Origin of the sequence: Desulfitobacterium dehalogenans ATCC 51507 (genome assembly GCF_000243155.2) — a bacterium.
In the GTDB taxonomy this organism is placed as follows: Bacteria; Bacillota; Desulfitobacteriia; order Desulfitobacteriales; family Desulfitobacteriaceae; genus Desulfitobacterium; species Desulfitobacterium dehalogenans.
This window is the reverse complement of record NC_018017.1, coordinates 1786237-1799320: the sequence shown is the minus strand read 5'-3', so window position 1 is coordinate 1799320 and position 13084 is coordinate 1786237. Positions and strand designations below refer to the sequence as shown.

The 13084-nt window shown below is 44.2% G+C and carries 12 protein-coding genes; 5 read left to right on the top strand and 7 right to left on the bottom strand.

What is annotated here, in order from left to right:
* Nucleotides 1-89: 89 nt before the first annotated feature.
* Genes DESDE_RS08715 through DESDE_RS08705 form a run of 3 tightly spaced genes read right to left on the bottom strand, consistent with a single transcriptional unit; the run spans nucleotide 90 to nucleotide 4343 of the window.
* On the bottom strand, nucleotides 90-2042 hold the full coding sequence (locus DESDE_RS08715; RefSeq protein ID WP_014793669.1) for an ABC transporter ATP-binding protein: 1953 nt from the start codon (nucleotides 2040-2042) through the stop codon (nucleotides 90-92).
* Complete coding sequence (locus DESDE_RS08710; RefSeq protein ID WP_014793668.1) at nucleotides 2029-3786, bottom strand: ABC transporter ATP-binding protein; 1758 nt, start codon at nucleotides 3784-3786, stop codon at nucleotides 2029-2031. Before DESDE_RS08710 ends, DESDE_RS08715 begins: the two co-directional genes overlap by 14 nt.
* The gene (locus DESDE_RS08705; RefSeq protein WP_014793667.1) at nucleotides 3783-4343 is read right to left on the bottom strand and encodes a MarR family winged helix-turn-helix transcriptional regulator; all 561 of its coding nucleotides are present in this window, start codon (nucleotides 4341-4343) and stop codon (nucleotides 3783-3785) included. Before DESDE_RS08705 ends, DESDE_RS08710 begins: the two co-directional genes overlap by 4 nt.
* A gap of 281 nt (nucleotides 4344-4624) precedes the next feature.
* Between DESDE_RS08705 and DESDE_RS08700 the strand changes: the two genes are divergently transcribed.
* Nucleotides 4625-4945: an SCP2 sterol-binding domain-containing protein gene (locus tag DESDE_RS08700; RefSeq protein ID WP_014793666.1), complete on the top strand. Its 321-nt coding sequence runs from the start codon at nucleotides 4625-4627 to the stop codon at nucleotides 4943-4945.
* A gap of 78 nt (nucleotides 4946-5023) precedes the next feature.
* Here DESDE_RS08700 and DESDE_RS08695 read toward each other — a convergent pair whose 3' ends face one another.
* Nucleotides 5024-6010, bottom strand: coding sequence for a chlorophenol reductase (locus DESDE_RS08695; RefSeq protein WP_014793665.1), 987 nt, complete (start codon nucleotides 6008-6010; stop codon nucleotides 5024-5026).
* Nucleotides 6011-6415: 405 nt separating this feature from the next.
* Entirely contained in the window at nucleotides 6416-7117 is a 702-nt protein-coding gene (tsaA, locus tag DESDE_RS08690; protein WP_041917247.1) for a tRNA (N6-threonylcarbamoyladenosine(37)-N6)-methyltransferase TrmO, read from the bottom strand.
* A gap of 463 nt (nucleotides 7118-7580) precedes the next feature.
* Here tsaA and DESDE_RS08685 point away from each other — a divergent pair, with 463 nt between their 5' ends.
* From DESDE_RS08685 to DESDE_RS08675, 3 genes are read left to right on the top strand one after another with little or no spacing between them, the layout of a single operon-like run.
* Complete coding sequence (locus DESDE_RS08685; RefSeq protein ID WP_014793663.1) at nucleotides 7581-8129, top strand: UBA domain-containing protein; 549 nt, start codon at nucleotides 7581-7583, stop codon at nucleotides 8127-8129.
* Between the two features lie 26 nt (nucleotides 8130-8155).
* Nucleotides 8156-8836 (top strand): response regulator transcription factor, encoded by a 681-nt coding sequence (locus DESDE_RS08680; RefSeq protein WP_014793662.1) that lies wholly within the window; start codon nucleotides 8156-8158, stop codon nucleotides 8834-8836.
* Complete coding sequence (locus DESDE_RS08675; RefSeq protein ID WP_014793661.1) at nucleotides 8826-10307, top strand: sensor histidine kinase; 1482 nt, start codon at nucleotides 8826-8828, stop codon at nucleotides 10305-10307. Before DESDE_RS08680 ends, DESDE_RS08675 begins: the two co-directional genes overlap by 11 nt.
* Nucleotides 10308-10378: 71 nt before the next feature.
* Here DESDE_RS08675 and DESDE_RS08670 read toward each other — a convergent pair whose 3' ends face one another.
* A complete protein-coding gene (locus DESDE_RS08670) occupies nucleotides 10379-10558 on the bottom strand; it encodes a hypothetical protein (RefSeq protein WP_014793660.1) in 180 nt (59 codons plus the stop codon).
* Between the two features lie 7 nt (nucleotides 10559-10565).
* Complete coding sequence (locus DESDE_RS08665; RefSeq protein ID WP_014793659.1) at nucleotides 10566-11477, bottom strand: LysR family transcriptional regulator; 912 nt, start codon at nucleotides 11475-11477, stop codon at nucleotides 10566-10568.
* Nucleotides 11478-11606: 129 nt separating this feature from the next.
* Here DESDE_RS08665 and DESDE_RS08660 point away from each other — a divergent pair, with 129 nt between their 5' ends.
* Nucleotides 11607-13037: a pyridoxal phosphate-dependent decarboxylase family protein gene (locus DESDE_RS08660; RefSeq protein WP_014793658.1), complete on the top strand. Its 1431-nt coding sequence runs from the start codon at nucleotides 11607-11609 to the stop codon at nucleotides 13035-13037.
* The last annotated feature ends 47 nt before the right edge of the window (nucleotides 13038-13084 follow it).

Here is a 13084-nt window from a genome sequence, read left to right as displayed (position 1 = left end):
AAGGTAGCTATTCTAAATATATTTTCGCCATTTCGAGTAGCGGGATGTTTGAGCGAGACTCACTCAGAGGGGGATTCCCCCCCTCTGCGCTATTCCAGCTCAAAGGCTCCCGTATAAAGCTGATAATACTTCCCTTTTTCGGCAATCAGCTTCTCATGGGTGCCTCGTTCAATAACCCTTCCCTTTTCGAGAACCATGATCACATCGGAGTTCTTAACTGTGGAAAGTCTATGGGCAATGACAAAGACCGTTCTCCCTTCCATCAAGGAATCCATCCCCCGCTGGACGATGGCCTCGGTGCGGGTGTCGATGGAGGAGGTGGCTTCATCCAGAATCATCACCGGCGGGTCCCCTACCGCGGCACGGGCAATCGATATCAGCTGCCGTTGGCCTTGAGATAATCCGCTGCCGTCCCCGGAAAGAACCGTCTGATAGCCTTGGGGAAGCATACGGATAAAGCCATCTGCATTGGCCAGCTTAGCGGCGGCAATGCATTCCTCATCACCAGCATCAAGACGGCCATAACGGATATTGTCCATCACTGTTCCTGTAAACAGATTGACATCCTGCAGTACGATACCCAGGGAACGGCGCAGATCCCCTTTTTTGATTTTATTGATGTTGATTCCGTCGTAGCGGATCTTTCCATCGGCAAGATCATAGAAACGGTTGATCAGATTGGTAATGGTAGTCTTACCGGCTCCCGTAGCCCCGACAAAGGCCACCTTCTGCCCGGGTTCAGCATATAAGGTGATGTTGTGCAGAACCATCTTATTCTCTTCATAGCCAAAGTCTACATCGAAGAAACGGACTTCTCCTTTAAGCTCTCTATACTCCACCGTTCCATCTTCCTGAGGAATTTTCCAGGCCCACATATCTGTGTGCTCTGCACTTTCAATCATGCGGCCTTTTTCTTTTTTGACATGGACTAAGCTCACATGCCCTTCATCCCTTTCCGGCTCTTCATCAAGGAGTTTGAAGATCCGTTCAGCCCCAGCTAAAGCCATGATGATGGCATTTAACTGCTGAGACACCTGAGCAATGGGCATGATGAAGCTGCGGGACAACTGCAGGAAAGAGGCAATCGTTCCCAAGGTAAGTACATTAGTCCCGATGATGGTCAGATTGGGAACTCCCCTAATAGCCATGAAGCCGCCGACAATGGCTAAAGCTACATAAAGGATATAGCCAAAATTGTTCATCATAGGCATGATGATATTGACATAGGAATTGGCTGCCGTGGCATGGGCACAAAGCTCCTCATTTTTGCGGTTAAAGGTCTCTTTGGCTTTTTCTTCATAGTTAAAGACCTTAACGACCCGCTGACCGTTGATCATCTCTTCGATATAGCCATTAAGAGCTCCCAAGGATTGCTGCTGCCGGATAAAATAGGTACCACTCTTGCCTGCAATGCTGCCGATAAGCCTTAAGATAAGGAAAATACACAAGACTACAAACAAGGTCAGCCAAAGGCTGAGGTATAGCATGGCAAAGAAAACTGCAACAATCGTAACGAAGGAGGAAAAGGTGTGCGGAATACCTTGGGAGATCATCTGTCTTAAGGTATCCGTATCATTGGTGTAATGACTCATCACATCGCCGTGGGTATGGGAGTCAAAATACTTAATGGGCAACTTCTGCATGTGGGAAAACATCTCATCCCGGATTTTCTTTAATATCCCCTGGGAGATGGACACCATAATCCGGTTATAAATTAAGGTGGATAGAACCCCAACCAGATAAATGCCCGCCATCACCATCATAATCCGCAGCAAACCGGCATAGTTGGGGACGGCTTCCAGAAGAAGGGGAGCAATATAGTTATCAATCAGGATCTTCAAGAATACGGAGGACAGAACTCCGACAAGAGCACTGATCAGAATGCAAACCATAACGAAGAGGGTTTCTACCTTGTAACCTCGCAAATAAGACAAAAGCCGTTTTGCCGTTTGAGGATTGAACTTGGCTTTAGGCGGTTTCCCGCCGGGAAGTCCCCTGCCATGAATTGAACCCTTTCCCGGCCCACCCCTAAATCCCATCATCATTCTTCCCCCCTTTAGCTTGCGACTCATAGACTTCCCTGTAAATATCACAGCTCTGCAGCAATTCTTCATGGGAACCCACAGCGCTTATTTTTCCATCATCCATGACCACGATCTTGTCCGCATCCTGCACTGATGAAACCCGCTGAGCGATGATCAGCTTCGTCGTATTCGGTATCTCTTCGCCCAACACCCTGCGGATCTGGGCATCAGTCTCCATATCCACGGCACTAGTTGAATCATCAAGAATCAGGATTTTAGGATTCTTCAGCAAAGCCCGGGCTATACATAGCCGCTGTTTTTGCCCTCCCGAGAGATTTACTCCTCCCTGTTCAAGAAGGGTATCGTATTTTTCCGGGAATCCTTCAATGAAGTCATGGGCATGGGCCAGCTTGCAGGCATGGATGAGCTCTTCCCCCGTGGCGTTCTCATTTCCCCAGCGCAGGTTTTCTTTGATCGTTCCTGAGAAAAGCACATTCTTCTGCAGAACCATGGCCACCTCATTCCGTAAGGTCTCAAGGTCATACTCTCTGACGTCGACACCGCCTACCTTGACCTGGCCCTGGGTCACGTCGTACAGACGGGGAATCAATTGGACTAAAGTAGATTTAGAGGATCCTGTTCCCCCTAAAATGCCAATGGTTTCACCGGCTTTAATCTTCAGGTTGATATTAGCCAAGACTGATTTCTCCGTGTTATTACCGTAGCTGAAGCTGACATTTTCAAAGGAAATATCTCCATTGCGGACTTGATAGACCGGATAGTCATTGTTTCGCAGATTGCTCTCTTCCCCGAGAAGTTCAACGATCCTTTCGGCGGAAGCCCGGGAAATAGTCAGCATAACAAAGACCATGGAAAGCATCATAAGGCTCATGAGAATCAGGATGGCATAAGTAATCAAGCTTAAAAGTTCTCCTGTGGAAAGCCCAAGTACGGGATCCCCACCGGAAGCCACAATGGCACGGGCTCCAAACCAGGATACTAAAAGAATACAGGCATACATGCAAAATTGCATCAGAGGCATATTAAAGACCAGCAATCGTTCCGCTTTGGTAAAGTCCTTGTAGATTGAGCCGGAAATAGCCGTGAATTTTTCCGTTTCAAAGTCTTCACGGACAAAGGACTTCACCACCCTAATTCCCCGGAGATTTTCCTGAACCACGCTATTCAACTTATCATAGGTGCGAAAGACTCTGGCGAAAATGGGATGAGCATTGCTCATAATGAGCCATAGCCCCACACCGAGAATCGGAATGCTTCCCAGGAAAATAAGGGACAGTTTTTGATCGATACGGAAGGAGACTAAGAGAGCAAACACAAGCATGATCGGACTGCGTATAGCCATGCGGGTAAGCATTTGGAAGGAGTTCTGCACGTTAGTAACGTCTGTGGTCAGTCGGGTCACTATGCTTGCTGTGGAGAACTTATCGATATTGGAGAAGGAAAAGCCCTGAACTCTATAAAACATGTCCTTGCGCAGATTCTGGGCAAAGCCTGCCGAGGCAACCGCGGCAGTTCTTCCAGCTAATAGTCCGAAAGCCAAACTTATAAATGCCGCGACAAGAAGAGCGCCTCCCATTTTAGCTATATAATTCATATCTCCCGCATCAATGCCATAGTCGATAAGATTGGCCATCAATAAAGGAATCATAACTTCCATGGTCACTTCCAGGGCCACAAAAAGCGGGGTCAATAGAGTTGCTTTCTTGTACTCCCGAATACTTTCAGCTAGTTTTCTAATCATTCACTGAACTCCTCCAATAACTGCTTCCTCTGACACTCCATGTCTCCCTTACCAAGGTCCCTCTTACTACCTAAGTCCTTCTCATCAAGACTGCTTTGGGAGAAAGGGCTCTCTGTTAAATTATTCTTCATTCTTTGGATATAAGAATAAAACTGAACGATTTCTTCTTCTGTAAAACCACGAATCAACATTGCTTCCAGGTTGTCAATATCTTCAACAATACTTTCGTGAAGTGCCAAGGCCTTAGGCGTAAGGACCAGCTTCTTGAGGCGTGCATCATAGGGCACGCTCTGGCGATCGATAAGCTCTTTTTGTTCCATAAGCTTAAGAACTTTGGAAGCCGTCGATCGATTGACCGTAAACATCTCTTCAATATCTTTCTGAAAGATATCCTTATCCTTATTCTCCGCAAGATAAGCAATAATCCAACTGTTGGTTCCGGTGATCCTCTTAGCGTATTGAAAATTAACAGAGTTCTTTACATGCCGTTTAATCAGATGACTGAGAGAACGGATTTGAAACCCTATGGCTTTCTTGTCCAGATCGATTGATTTCATGCTATATTCCTTCCTTAACTAAGTAAAAACACCAATAATGTTGCATGACGAATTGTTCGCCATGCAACATTATACTTTATTATCCATACTCTTTCAATCATAAGTTAAATAACTAAAATCCGCCATTCGTGTATATTCTTTGAAATATTACGTTCAGCTAATTTTGGTCTTTCTAATAAAAATAATATAAATTCCAGACCAGATATGCTAGAGTTTATATCAGAATATTCGGACATCCCTAAGCGTTTTAGATTTTTATGAAAGAAACGGGAGGTAAGACAATGAATTCACCTAAGGCACTGATGGATGACTTCATCAAAAAAACGGAGGAAAAAGCGGAACTAACATCGAGCATCAACGGAGTCTATCAATATGATTTTTCAGCCAGCGATCACGGAGTATGGAGCGTTACTTTCGAAAACGGCAAAGCAGTCTATAAAGAAGGTGAAGTTCAAGACCCCGTAGTTACCATAAAAGCTAAATTTGATACCTTCGTTGATTTTTACCAAGGAAAACTTAACGCGATGTCTGCCGTTATGACAGGCAAGATCAAAATCAAGGGCAATATGTCCGCCGCCATGAAGATGCAGCAATTCCTATAACCCTACTTGTACCCCAAAAAAGATTGCCCTGAATCAGATCACTGATTCAGGGCAATTCCTTTTCATCATGACTTATGTTTATTTTACTTCTTTTCTTACTTCATAAGCTTTTACTAAAGCATCAATGAAGCGGGAGTGTGGATCTTGAAGTGACATAGTAGCACCGGTTGTAACGTCTACGAGCATTTTCTTTTCAGCTTCTGTGAAGGTTGCAACTTTAGCTTTATCAGCGTCAGTTAACTTCTCAGGATAAGCCATTTTATAAGGTCTTCCGTTGGCATCGCAATACTTAGCAAACCAAGCTTGAACTTCGGCAACAGTCTTTCCTTTGAAGTACTCTTCATAGAAGTTCATTTGCTCCCACCATTCTTTACCGGAAACGGCGCTGGCTTTCATAGCGTAAGCATCGCCTTCTTCTTTCTTAGTTTCCCAGTTAAAGCCATTGGTTTGAGCATTTTTGTAGAGTGATTTGTCTGCCGCTTCAGGATCCATCCAACCTGGGAACATATCAGGAAGGACTTCTAAAACGTCAAACTGTAATTTTACAATCTTGCCGGCATCATCAAAAAGTGCGGCAACAGTAGTAACGTTTAAGTTGTCATGATTTTTTTGTCTGGCAGTGTTATCACGATAGTTGGCTACCATACCAATTCCTTGGTAAAGTTTCTTTGCTGCCGGGGCAACAGTAGTACTGGGAGCAGTAGCCGTTGCTTCAGCTTCAGCCTTAACAAGAATTTTTTGACCAGGGAAAATCAAATTGATGTTCTTAATTTGTGGATTTAATTTTGCTAAAGCGTCAATTGTCAGACCATTTTTTGCAGCAATCATCCAGAAAGCGTCACCACTTACTACGGTGTAGTAGGATCCTGCTGCCACTTTAGAGGTGTCGACACTAGTTGTTGCAGCTGGCGCTGTTGCCGCAGGTTTTGCCGGCGTTGCGGGCGCAGCTGGGGTTTGTGCCTCCACTGTTGCTGAAGTTGTGGTGTCAACTGCAGCAAAAATCGGGAGTGCCAATACGGAAAAAGCGACTGAAATTGATAGAATAATACCCAGGGTTTTTTTCATGTTACTCCTCCTTAAATTTTTTATTCTAGGATTCATAAACCTAAGTAAAATGAAACTTAAATTCATGAATCCCAAATCTAACCCCTCATTGTTTTTTTATTCATCCATCTCATTCATCTGGTAAGTATCACTTTGTGAGAATCGTGGTAAATGAGACCTGAGCTTATGTAGTTGAAGCATATGTAGCTGAAACGGATATAGTTTTAGTTCTAACTTTCATAAATCCTTCAATTATTGTAGGTACAATTATTATCACATCAAGTATTAGTCAGACAAGTATTGCAATAACAAGTATCCCGCATGTAAAAATTACCACAGCTTAATGACTTAGTCAATAGCTATTTTTATTAAAGTATAAAAAATCTAAATAGTCCTTAAACGAAAAATCCTGCCCCCTAAATTCTACTAGGAAGCAGGATGTGTTCTGCCTTGTACCACTTCACACACTGTAAGCACCTTATCCAGAACTGTAAACTTTATATCGAATCCAGCAAATTCGAGACCGTAAATACGTTCAGGGTCATTTTGATAAGAAGGCCTGGGGTCATGGGCCAGTACACTGAAAAGGGCCTCCCGCCGTTCCGGCGGAATACGGCTTAGCCATGGCTCAGGGAAGTCCACCTCCAATTTATGATCTGTGAGTGGTTCGATGAATCCCCCCACAGCCTCCGGGTGGCAGTCTGTATAAGGAAGATATGGCTTAATATCGAAAATGGGAGTATGATCCATAAGATCGGCCCCCGATACATGGAGAATCGGGCCGAACTCCGGATGAACTTCTACCCTCTCAATCCTTACAGATGAGAGCCCCAGCGGGTTAGGCCGAAAGGGAGAGCGCGTTGCGAAAAGCCCCATTCGTTTGTTGCCGCCCAGCCGCGGCGGGCGCACAGTCGGAGACCACGTGTCGCGGACAGCTTCAGAAAACTCCCAAATAAGCCAGATATGAGAAAACCCTTCTAAACCGCGTATTGCATCAGGATTGCGGTATTCCGGCTCGAACACTATGACCGCTTTAAGTTCATCTATGAGGCCACTTTGACGGGGAATTCCGAACTTTGTCGGGAAATCAGTGCGAATACGGGCGATGATTTTTAGTTCTCTGGTCATTGTCATTCTGCACTCCTATACTAAAACTCGGAAACTTTTTGCATTCATTCCGTTTATTCAATTATACTTTTTCACGGTGCTTTTTCAAAGTAATGATCTAGGTACATAGGTTAAAATAGCAGTACCATAAAAATTATCATTAGAGGAAAACAAATGCAGGGTTTTTGCCGTTTTTGTATAAAGCATTAATATCAATTAATTTGTCTAAGCGGAGGAATTAAAATAAAAATCTAATTCCCCTTCTTAAGCGGATAATGACTTACTAGAAACCATTGACTTAATCTAAAATTTGTATATTATGTCTTTATTACGTGTATATTGTTTGTATATTACGCACTGAAAGTCGGGGCTTTTCATTGTTTTTTAATGTAATTTTAATTTTAAGCCAATAGTCCTTAAAGTTTTTTGGGTTAGAATTCAGACATAGCCAAGTTGAAAGCCAAAAAACAAGGAGGAAGGATCTATGACACCCCTGGAAAAAGTAGAAAAACTATGTTCAATGGGAAATATCACCTTTGAGGAGGCTAAAGCTGCTCTGGATGCTGCTAACGGGGATCTGCTGGACGCCATCATCTATCTCGAAAAACAAGATAAAATCCACGCCCCTTCCAGCGGCGGTTATTACAGCAGTGAAAAAGCCGTCGATGCCCATGTCGTCTCCTATCAGGCCAAGGATTGGAAAAAGGAGCATCATAGCGGCGATAAGGAGAATCCATTCCTTTCTCTCTTCAAGGATGCCTGGGACTTTTTCTTAAAACTTCTGCGCAAGGGCAACGAAAATTCCTTTGAAGTGCTTAAAGGGACGGAAGTAAAGGGCTCATTCCCCATTACCGCCCTCGTCTTGCTTATGATCTTCGCCTTTTGGGTTACCATTCCTCTAATGGTTATCGGACTGTTTTTCGGCTTCCGTTATCGTTTTGTGGGGGCTGATATCAAAGCCACTACAATCAATGACGCTATGGATAGCGCCGCCGACGCCGCTGAAAACCTCAAAAAGTCCATGGACAAATAATTTATTCGGAAATGGTGGGAGTTTCCATGAGCCCAAACATCCTGATTATTGAGGATGAAGAAAAAATTGCTCGCTTTATGGAGCTTGAGCTTAATTATGAAGGGTACACTGTCACGAAGGCCTTTGATGGACGAACGGGGCTCGAACTTGCGGAGACCGGACGGTTCGACTTGATCCTGCTTGATATCATGCTGCCTAAATTAAACGGTACAGAGGTTCTGCGGAGAATCCGCCGAACCTCTTCCGTCCCCATTATCATGCTCACAGCCCGGGACAGCGTCATGGATAAGGTTTCCGGTCTCGACAGCGGAGCAAACGATTATATCACCAAGCCTTTCGCCATCGAGGAGCTTCTCGCCCGTATCCGCAACGCCCTGAGGAACACTGTATCCTTATCCTCTACGGAGGTATTGTCCGCTTCCGGCCTGCAGCTGGATAGCGACCGCCGCACCGTGACCATGATGGGGGAACCCGTTGATTTAACCAAACGGGAATTTGACCTGCTCCATTTCCTCCTTAAAAACAAAGGCATCGTCCTCTCACGGGAAGCTCTGCTGGAAAATGTCTGGGGCTTTGATTTTGCGGGAGACACCAACGCTGTGGATGTCTACATACGCTTTCTCCGCGGAAAAATTGACGAAGTATTCAATATTAAATTCATTCACACCGTCAGAGGAGTAGGATATGTGATTAAAGATGACCAATAAATCCTCAACTCGTTCTCCCGGCCGTATTCGCAATAAAGTGCGGTTTTCCATCGTATGGAAATTGAACACCAAGCTGTTCTTCCGGCTGTTCGGGATATTTTTAAATCTGAACATCTGTTTATTAGTCCTGTCCGCTGCAGGACTATTTGTGTATGCTGAACAAACAGTGGGGGCAACTGCCGAAAAGCTGACTCAGGCAGGAACGCCGCCCCCTCCGGAGATGGAGAATTGGCTTGACCTTACCCCCATCCGTATCGATCCTATAGCCGGAGAACCTGAAGGATTTCATATCCCTCCTGGTTTACAAGCCTACCTTTCCCCTTTGACCGCAAACCAGGTCAGAAGTATTGATCTGCCCCATGGGGCGGGTCAGGGAATTTGGGAACGCATTCAGAAGGCAAGCTATAATGTGACCTTTCAAACGGACAACGGTTCCTACCTTCTCTCCTTCCGCCCTGAGAGTACGATCAGAATTTTGGTCGCTCTGTTCGGGATCATGTTCTTAATCGAAGGGATCATCTTGCTTAGCAGTATTTCTTCCGGTGCCCGAGTCATCCGCCATACTCTTCAGCCCATCGAGCAATTGGCCGAAACAGCCCGGAGTTTAAGTCATGAAGGGATTTTTTCACCTGAGCAGCTCAAGGATTTGGCAGGGAAATTGGATCATATCAATGCTACCCGTTTGGATACGCGAATTTCCATGGACGAAACTCAGAGCGAGCTGCAAAGCCTGGCCCAGGCCATCAATAGTATGCTGGACCGCATTAATGAATCCTACCGCTCCCAGGTGCGTTTTGTCTCTGATGCCTCCCATGAACTCAGGACCCCTATCTCGGTGATTCAAGGCTATGCCAACCTGCTGGACCGCTGGGGTAAAAAGGATGAAAAAACACTTCAGGAATCCATTGATGCCATCAAGAATGAAACCGCCCATATGAAGGCCTTGGTGGAACAGCTCTTGTTTCTCGCCCGGGGGGACAATAACACCATGGCCCTGCAGGCAGAGTCCTTTGAATTATCCTCCCTTGCCCATGAGATTCTGCGGGAAACACAAATGATTGATGGGGGGCACGAATACTCCTCCGCACTTACTCCCGTTTACATCAAGGGGGATAAAGGCCTGATTAAACAAGCCACCCGGATCCTCATGGACAATGCCATGAAATATACCCCTGCTGGAAAGCAGATCACTCTATCTGTTTCCAGCAAGGGAAACTTTGCCCGCCTCACTGTTCAAGATGAAGGAATCGGTATTGAACCGGAAGCCGTTCCTTTGATCTTTGATCGGTTCTTCCGCACCGATGAGTCCCGCACCCGGACCACCGGTGGCTCGGGCCTGGGCCTTTCCATTGCCAAGTGGATTACGGAGCGGCATGGCGGACATCTGGAAGTTCTCAGCCGGCAGGATATCGGCACTCGGATCTCCCTGGTTCTTCCCCTTGTCCCGGAAGGAGAAGCTCAAAAAGATTAATCATTAAGCGGCCTTATTCCACTTTATTAGTGAACTATAAGGCCGCTTCTTTTTATCTGCAGAGTTCAGTTTCAGGGTGTTTCGGAGGCGGGAGCTTCGGGAGTTTCGACAACCGCCGGTTCAGAGGGTGCCTTTTTCTCCAGACGCTTTAACTTCCGCATGGTCTTGCCCATGAATTCATTGATTTGAATTAAAAACAGTCGGAAAGCCTTGGGGTCGGCCTGGGCCATGGACTGGTTGATTTTGGCCACATCCCGCTCACGTTCCAGTCTTAAAGAAATCTTGGGCTACTGAGATAAAGGCACTCATCTGCGGTGTAATCCATTTGTTTTTATGATAAAACAGTTGGCTCCACATATAAATTGCCGGGATATCTGTCTGAATTTGAGAGAGCTTTCCCTTCTCAATTGAGGTCTGTGCCGAAAACAGAGGTAAAAAGGAAATCCCCATTCCTTTTTCAACAAGATGGATGATGGTTTCCGTATTACTAATTTCCAGTATAGGTTTCATCTCTATATCCTTATCGGATAATAACCTTTCCAGTTCATAGCGATAGCTTTCTCCCTGCTCTGTTAACAGGAAAGGCATATTAACTATATCCTCTAATTTGACTTTCTCTTTATAAGGAATAGCATAGTGTGTTGGCGCGACAAATATAATTTTTTCTTCTCTAAGGATAGTTCGTTTCAACCCGGGAACGTTTATTTTCTTTTCCAGGGTAAAAAACAAATCAATCGTGTTGTTTCTTACCAGATCAATAAGAGCATCTCTTCCTGTGGTATTCACGACAATTTCGACTTTGGGATGAGCATGATGAAATTGTAACAGAATATCCGGCAATATAGCAGTGGAAACAGATTCTACACTTCCGATCCGAAGCGTACCTGCAATAACATCAGTGTCTTTGGTTGAGTCATTAGCTTTAGTGGATACAATCGCTTTATTAGTAACTCGAATAATTTCATTAGCATGAAAAATAAAAGCCTTGCCCTGTTCCGTGAGGGTCACTCCTTTGCCAATCCTCTCAAAAAGCTGCGTTCCTAGTTCCTTTTCCAACTGTTGAATTTGAATAGTTATGGTGGATTGAGAATAACCAAGCTTCTCTGCCGCTTTTGAAAAATTCCGCATTTCTGCTACTTTTAGAAAAGTTACAATATTTCTTAATTCCATAGTCATCACCTATTACTTTTTTTAAACGTTATATTGAAATTATGAATTTCACCAATATCTATTCACATGCTATTATAATAGCAAATAAAGTTAAAGTACAATAACTAGTTAAATTTGAGGGTGATGACTATGCATGAAAAAATTACAACAAGCAAACAAATAGAGAATGCCGCTGAAGAATTTATTAGAAATTTCTTTTCTTATTATCGCAAATTACCCAATGACAAAATAATTAACGAAATAGATAATGATAAAATAGAAAACTTGAGGAAAATTGGTATTCCTATTCAAGGGCGCGCTATAGACACTGTGGTCAATGAAATGGTAGAAGATATTTACCAATATGGAAATAATGTCAATCATCCTCGGTATCTAGGTTTTATTCCCGGACCTGCTTCCATGCTTTCTTGGCTCGGTGATGTTATGACTTCAGCGTTCAATCGTCATGCCGGAAGTTGGGTATCCTGCCCTGCCGCAAGCTGTATTGAACAGGAATTAATAGGATGGCTATGTGATCAGGCTGGTTTCACTGAAAAGTCAGGCGGACTGTTTGTATCCGGAGGTTCTATGGCCAACCTGACTGCAATGACTGTTGCCAGAGATAAAATTCTCTCAGAGGAAACTCAGCATTTGGGAGTTGCCTATGTTTCAGAGCAAACCCACAGTTCTGTGGCAAAAGGACTACGTATTATTGGAATCCCTGATAGCAGAATACGGAGAATACCTGTAGATTCATATTTTAAAATGGATACGGACCATTTAACATGTTCCATTCAGAAAGATATAGATGAGGGGCTTGCTCCTTTTATTGTTATCGCAAGTGCAGGGACAACAAATACTGGCAGTATTGATCCATTCGAAAAAATCTCTTCTATATGCCAGCGTTACGGTATGTGGATGCATGTGGATGGAGCATTTGGCGCTTCCGTCCTGTTGACAAAGACTCATAAGAACCTGCTTAAAGGAATAGAACTTTCTGATAGTATTAGTTGGGATGCACACAAGTGGCTGTTCCAGACCTATGCATGCGGTATGATTTTAGTGAAAAACAGAGAAAACCTGATGAATAGTTTTCATGTGCAGCCTGAATATTTAAAAGATTTAGGGGCAGTACAGGATTCCTTTAACCCATGGGAAATGGGTATAGAGTTGACAAGACCAGCTCGTGGACTCAAGTTATGGTTTACTTTGCAGGTTATGGGCAGTGATGCGATTGGGGCTGCCATCGAGCATGGATTTCAACTTGCGGAATGGGCAGAGGATGAATTGAAAAAAAATAAGGAGATAGAAATAGTTTCCCCGGCACAAATGGCTATTGTCAATTTCCGGTACAGTCCTCGTAATATGACTGAACATCAAAAGGACGAGCTGAATCAGCAGATTTCGAAAAAAATGCTTGATAGTGGTTATGCTGGTATCTTTACTACCGAGATAAACGGGAAAAAAGTTTTGCGCATTTGTGCAATTCATCCGGATACAACAGAGGTCGATATACGCAACACTGTTAGGCTTTTGAATCGATATTTTGAAGAACTTGTCAGTTTCCAAAGGACTGAATGAGTTACCTAAAAGCACTGCCGTGGGGTAAATAAGCGAGATAGGTACCA

Bases quoted from the DNA above. Each gene is read 5' to 3' on its own strand.
- DESDE_RS08715 (WP_014793669.1), bottom strand. From the start codon at position 2,042: ATGATGGGATTTAGGGGTGGGCCGGGAAAGGGTTCAATTCATGGCAGG.
- DESDE_RS08710 (WP_014793668.1), bottom strand. From the start codon at position 3,786: ATGATTAGAAAACTAGCTGAAAGTATTCGGGAGTACAAGAAAGCAACT.
- DESDE_RS08705 (WP_014793667.1), bottom strand. From the start codon at position 4,343: ATGAAATCAATCGATCTGGACAAGAAAGCCATAGGGTTTCAAATCCGT.
- DESDE_RS08700 (WP_014793666.1), top strand. From the start codon at position 4,625: ATGAATTCACCTAAGGCACTGATGGATGACTTCATCAAAAAAACGGAG.
- DESDE_RS08695 (WP_014793665.1), bottom strand. From the start codon at position 6,010: ATGAAAAAAACCCTGGGTATTATTCTATCAATTTCAGTCGCTTTTTCC.
- tsaA (WP_041917247.1), bottom strand. From the start codon at position 7,117: ATGACCAGAGAACTAAAAATCATCGCCCGTATTCGCACTGATTTCCCG.
- DESDE_RS08685 (WP_014793663.1), top strand. From the start codon at position 7,581: ATGACACCCCTGGAAAAAGTAGAAAAACTATGTTCAATGGGAAATATC.
- DESDE_RS08680 (WP_014793662.1), top strand. From the start codon at position 8,156: ATGAGCCCAAACATCCTGATTATTGAGGATGAAGAAAAAATTGCTCGC.
- DESDE_RS08675 (WP_014793661.1), top strand. From the start codon at position 8,826: ATGACCAATAAATCCTCAACTCGTTCTCCCGGCCGTATTCGCAATAAA.
- DESDE_RS08665 (WP_014793659.1), bottom strand. From the start codon at position 11,477: ATGGAATTAAGAAATATTGTAACTTTTCTAAAAGTAGCAGAAATGCGG.
- DESDE_RS08660 (WP_014793658.1), top strand. From the start codon at position 11,607: ATGCATGAAAAAATTACAACAAGCAAACAAATAGAGAATGCCGCTGAA.